At 38.3% G+C, this 5,453-nt stretch carries 4 protein-coding genes and 2 pseudogenes; 5 read left to right on the forward strand and 1 reads right to left on the reverse strand.

The window, feature by feature from the left end; translation table 11 throughout:
- Window positions 1–108: 108 nt before the first annotated feature.
- The 4 genes and pseudogenes from WIW52_RS08350 to WIW52_RS08365 all read left to right on the forward strand — a co-directional run.
- Window positions 109–655, forward strand: a pseudogene (locus WIW52_RS08350) (IS6 family transposase); the annotation flags it as partial.
- A gap of 61 nt (window positions 656–716) precedes the next feature.
- A pseudogene (locus WIW52_RS08355) lies at window positions 717–1,423 on the forward strand (IS1/IS1595 family N-terminal zinc-binding domain-containing protein).
- A gap of 81 nt (window positions 1,424–1,504) precedes the next feature.
- Entirely contained in the window at window positions 1,505–1,657 is a 153-nt protein-coding gene (locus WIW52_RS08360) for a hypothetical protein (RefSeq protein ID WP_337709845.1), read from the forward strand.
- 592 nt (window positions 1,658–2,249) lie between these two features.
- Window positions 2,250–3,152 (forward strand): hypothetical protein, encoded by a 903-nt coding sequence (locus WIW52_RS08365; RefSeq protein WP_337709847.1) that lies wholly within the window; start codon window positions 2,250–2,252, stop codon window positions 3,150–3,152.
- 609 nt (window positions 3,153–3,761) lie between these two features.
- Here WIW52_RS08365 and WIW52_RS08370 read toward each other — a convergent pair.
- Window positions 3,762–4,013 carry a hypothetical protein gene (locus WIW52_RS08370; RefSeq protein WP_337709849.1) on the reverse strand — a complete coding sequence of 84 codons (252 nt, stop codon included), beginning with the start codon at window positions 4,011–4,013 and terminating at the stop codon, window positions 3,762–3,764.
- Between the two features lie 605 nt (window positions 4,014–4,618).
- Between WIW52_RS08370 and WIW52_RS08375 the strand changes: the two genes are divergently transcribed.
- The coding region (locus tag WIW52_RS08375) for a transposase (RefSeq protein WP_337709851.1) at window positions 4,619–5,453 on the forward strand (835 nt) is incomplete at its 3' end.

Here is a 5,453-nt window from a genome sequence, read left to right on the forward strand (position 1 = left end):
CTAAATAGGTAAGCCCTCCCCCGAATCGTCACGTGGGTCCTTTCAACCCACGTGGCAACGTTAGCTAATACTATGCTTGAAGTTTGAGCGAAAGATTTATTACTGAACGCCTCTTGGAGGGCAGTTTTACCCCATTCTACTCTGCTTTACTATCAGTTGAGTTATGTGAGGTATGCTGTGCCATTGAGTGGTGTTTACGCTATTGATGAGACTAAGGTGAGGCTTGTGAGGGGGAGGTATTACTACGTGTAGATTGTTAGGGATGTAAAAACTAAGGGAATACCCTTCTTCAACTAGTGTTAGGAGCGGGGTACATGTCTTGGTAGTTCTTGTGAACATGAAGGGTTGAGGAAATAGCAATGAGGGTGTTTAGGAGAAGGATTGATAAGGTAATTTACTTTCACAATGGGGCAACTGCATACAACGCCTTCTCATGGTTAAACGTAGAACACAAGAAGTTCAACGAGAGGGATTACGCAGAACAAGGGTTCAGAAGCTTAAACACTTGTATCAATGGACTTCCACTTCCCTTGGAATACTAACAAGTTCACAATAACTAGGTGGTTATTAACATCCTTCCTGATATATCCTTTACACCCCAACGTCCTTGTTAGATAAGGGGGTGATAATAAATGTAAATATTTCAAATGAATGAAATAGTTGTCCACACTGATAGTGTCGTCGTTAAGTTATTTATATTTGTATAACGAGTATCACTGACGGGTAGGAAGCCTGTATTTAGGCAAGACGTTTCTTGTCCCTCTTGTGGTAGTCATCATGTTGTTAAGTGTGGTAGGCCTTTGGGTAGGCAGAAGTTTTTGTGTAGGGATTGTGGTAAGTACTTCTTGGGTGATGCTAGTTATCATCATCATTCTAGGAGGTTGAGGGAGGAGGCTTTGAAAATACTAATGGTATGAGTATGAGGGCTATTTCTAGGGTGCTTAACGTACCTCTTGTTACTGTTTTCACAGCGTTATGGTAGGAAAAAGTATGAGAAGTTGGTTGAGTTGTGGGGTAGGGTTGAGGATTCAGTTAAGGGTAAGGTTGTTGCTAAGGTTGTTGACGAGATGTGGACTTACTTGTACAAGAATGCTAGGGCTTTTTACAAGTGGGTTTTCACTTGTTACGTGTACACGAGGCTGGGAGTTTACCTCATTTTGGGGGATAGGGATGAGAGTACTTTCCTTGAGGTCAAAAAGTATTTGCCTGAAGAGGGTAGATGGGTGAATGATGATTATAACTTGTTGAAAGACCACACGGTTGTCTCGCCAGTTAACCCGAACGAGTCCTTTCTCATTAAGGGATAGGCTAATTAGATTCAAGAGAGCGACGAAGGCAGTAAATAGGAGCATTCGCATCATGATGTACTCCATAGCCCTAGTCTTGTGGGAGAGAAGGTTAAATCCCAGAATTTGTAGCTTAACGACGACACTATCTCCACACTCATAATCCCTTGACATAAGCTTAAAACATTACAATAATGATATATGGTGATAATGTAGTCTTGAAAATATTACGAAGAGAATACAAAGATTTGAGAAACGTTAGAGGATGGTCGTTGATCTACAGTAGGAGAAAAGCAGGAAAATCGTTCTTAGTAAGAAAATACGTAAACCCCGACTTGTATTACGTTATAACTAGGGATTTACAAGCCTAATTTTCGTCAGACGGCAGCTTTAAAAAGCTAGATGACGCTTTCACCCAGTAAATTATAGCACTACGTGAGGGAAAGACAAGTTTCAGCGATTGCCTGAAAGGTATTGGGACGAGTTAAGTGCTTAACAACCCAACGGCAAACTAATTCTTGTAGAATCTAGCTTTAGAGTGAGGAAAAAATTAATAGGCAAGAAAAGTCCTTTACTTGGTTTAGTATTGCCTCATAGGCTTGACATAATACATCATGCTGACGTGTTATGCCAAGTTAAAGACCCCCTTACTCTCCTTAATCTACAGAGACCCTTGGACTATTAATTTCGTTAAGAGCTTAAAAGATTTAGAGGAGAAAGCTTATCGGCTCTACATGGTCACTAAGGTGTTAATAGGGGAAATATTTGAAGAGGACGAAAGGCAGTGTCGATATTTTTTATAATCCACTTCTTTTCACTTGATTACAACATTCGTAGATACAAATAGCATAAACGTCTTTTTACAAAGTTTCTGGTAATACCTAAGACAATATGCTGAATTTGTACTATTATACTCCTAAAGTAGATTTTTATTTGCTTAAGAGATTTGCTCCTATGCATATCATGAAGTTGGCCACAGTCGTTTTTATCATATTCATAATCGCTATAATTTTCTTAGGAATAATTTACTTTGTATACCTTGAAAATTTATTTAATGCGTATGCATACACACAGAATTCTATAATGAAATATTTCTTATCGCCTCAGCAAATAAAACCAAATGAAAAATCAATAACAGTGAACAATACGACATTCGAGCTTATGTATTATAATGTTTCTGAAAGAGAGTTAACTGAGTTAATACACAATACTGGTACTTTAACCAACAATATTAGCTATTTATTAATGTCGATTGCAGGGTTAATAATACTCTACGTACTATATATTTTCCTTTATTTTAGGGTTTTTATTAGAAATTTGTCACCAAGCATTATTTTCCATTTTCTATTTCCTAGTGTTGTTGAACTTATCATTATTGTACTCATACCTTTATCTCTAGGACTTATTTTCCTTAGTGCGATTTTCCCTATCCTTTCGACTTTTCTTTATGCATTAGACCATTTGCTGCCTCTAGACTCTGCTTATTCAATGATAGATTCACTGATCTTTGGTTTAGATATCTTTTTATTTGTGGTAGAGTTTTTAATTGAACACGTTACCGAGAACGAAATTTCATCAATTCCTACTACAATTGATGAAACAGTGAAATTATTTTATTCCACTAATGAAATATTGGAACATGTTATTAACGTATGGAAATTATTAATTAAAATTTTAGTTATAATAACATTTGCTATCTCAATAGCTACAACTTTTTTGGCTTATTTTAATATCGCATATCTAATAGAAGACTTTCTTTTTGTATTTTTTACAATGTCAATCATTACCGTTCTGGTATTGTTAGTTTTAATTACCGAATTCCTAGTCAATATAAGCTTTAAAGGAATGAGTTACATAGATAGGTAAATTTATACTTCTAAGACGAGAAAGAGTAAAAAACCGTAATAATAAAATCTAGCTAGGCTTGGTAGCCAACTAGAGCTTTTTTATATTCTAGTTTTCTATACGCTCTAAGTAGAATAAAACTTTCGCAGAAATGAAGTCTCAGCTTTCCCATAATAAGTCGACTTACTAAAACTGAATCTACGTCTAAGAGAGCTAAATTATTTATAATTAATATAACTATCATTATTTAGTTAAAATTTTGAACTAATGGATTAATTTATCTATGAACGGGGTGCTTAATGTAATAATTGCGTCATTGACATTCACCTTATTTAGACTTTGATTTTACTCTAAGTATTCTTTATCTAGGAATATCTGGGAATACCTCCCGGTGAGGTGCTTAGATATGTTTACGTTAAATATCAGGAATACAGAATGAGATCAGTTACTGAGGACATGATCTTTAATGACTCTGGTTCTTATCGAATTTCACAAAAGTAGCCTTCTTTTGAATTGCATTTAAGACGGTGTTACTGACTAGGAACGTGCTTTAAGTACCGGGGATGATTTATAAAACGAACGAAGTAAATTACTAGGAGAAATAAGATACTTTCTACATCATCAACCAATTTATGTATCCTTTCTCTGCCACTTACTTGAGAAGATGAACTTTTTCTCGCAAAACCACCTAGACAGAAAGCTAGTGAAGAGATAACTAGACTTTTTTCTCAGTCTCTCTAAAATATTTCTAACCGTCTGAACGTCCTCTTTCAAAAAGTCCGCTATCTTCTTAGGTGTAGTAGGAGTTCCAGCCTTAGAAAGAATATCTATACTTATAATCACTGCACATTCTGCAGGTGTTAATCTTTTTGTGTTTGACACACTATAATAATTTTATCTGACGGATAATGTAGAAGATTATGATAATACCTAATTCGAGTAAATTTATTAGGCTAACTATATTAAGTAAGATAGTATGTATGATTGGGAATGGTGAATTAAATTAATCTAAAGCGTATACTAAAAAGAGAATTCACCCATCAACTAAGGATTGAAAATCTCACTTTGGATATATTTATTTTCAATAATAGTATTTTCTAATAGAAAATTGGACTTATAATCACACGAACTTTAAATTAATTATAAAACCTATAGGAAAAAACTTAAAAGTTTCTTATTAATTAATCATTATTATACGATAATAGAAAGTGAAATCGTGTAATCAGTTTCTTTGACATCCCTCACAGTTTTCTCTGGTTTTACTAACGGCTTTACCCAGCCCATCCTAGCGATGAGGTTAGCTGGACTAACTATAACCTCAATTTCATTATCGCATGTCCTAATCTCTAATGGATCATCTGAAGTGATATCACAACCTCCATGTCTTCTAACTAAATTCCAGCAGTTATGGGAATCTTAGGGAGGTAATACCAAGAAGTCGGTATTAGCGAGAAGTTTTTAATTTTAGACGTCTTCATACTGAAAAGATGTCAAACGGAAAAGGACAAATCGAGTTAGCTAAGGAGAAGTTGGTCAAGGCAGTGAACAAAGTCCTGGGCGTGATCAGGAGGAACGGGAGGAGCAAGAAGGTCGAGTTAGCACTGGTCCTCATGACCCTGCTAGGCGGTAGGGCCAGCGTGAAGAATGTTGCCGAGACGTTCGGGTTAGACTACACAAACCTGCTGGAGGCGTTGGGAGAACTCGAAGACGCGTGGAAGGACTACTTAAAGGTCCTGTCGGGGATGGTGAAGGGTGAGGTTGTTGTCATCATAGACGACACCGTGGACCACAAGGAGTACTCCAGAGGAAAGGACGTGAGCCCTCACGGGAACTACTGGATCTACTGCCACGCCCACGGGAGGTTCGAGAGGGGTGTGCAGCTCCTCACGGTCGCCATAGTAGACCTCTCCACGGGCAGGGCGTTCATGGTGGGAGCCTTCCCCTACGCCGTGAGGAAGATGTTGGATTTGGGGATGGTTACTGAGTTCAAGACCAAGATCGACTTGGCCAGGGAGATGTTGGACGTGCTCAAGGGGTACTTCCGCGTATCAAGGGTAGTCTTCGACTCGTGGTACTGGTCGGAGAAGCTCGTGAAGGACAACGTGGTGTCTGAGCTCAAGTCCAACCGGAGGCTCCTCAGGGTCGAGTCGGCCCGGGGAACCCTCGAGGAGGTGGAGGGACACCTCCGAGTGGGAGACTTACCCCCCGGAGTCTACTACGCCGACCTGACCCTTGGAGACCGAGTGATTACGGTAAAATTGCTAGTCCAAGAATATAAAGGTGACTCCGGGACACACGTCAGGTACCTCTACACGACCGATC

It is taken from the genome of Stygiolobus sp. RP850M (genome assembly GCF_037389295.1).
In the GTDB taxonomy this organism is placed as follows: Archaea; Thermoproteota; Thermoprotei_A; order Sulfolobales; family Sulfolobaceae; genus Stygiolobus.

What these genes read in the sequence shown, in the direction of transcription:
- WIW52_RS08365 (WP_337709847.1), top strand. Translation starts at nt 2,250, where the DNA reads ATGAAGTTGGCCACAGTCGTTTTTATCATATTCATAATCGCTATAATT.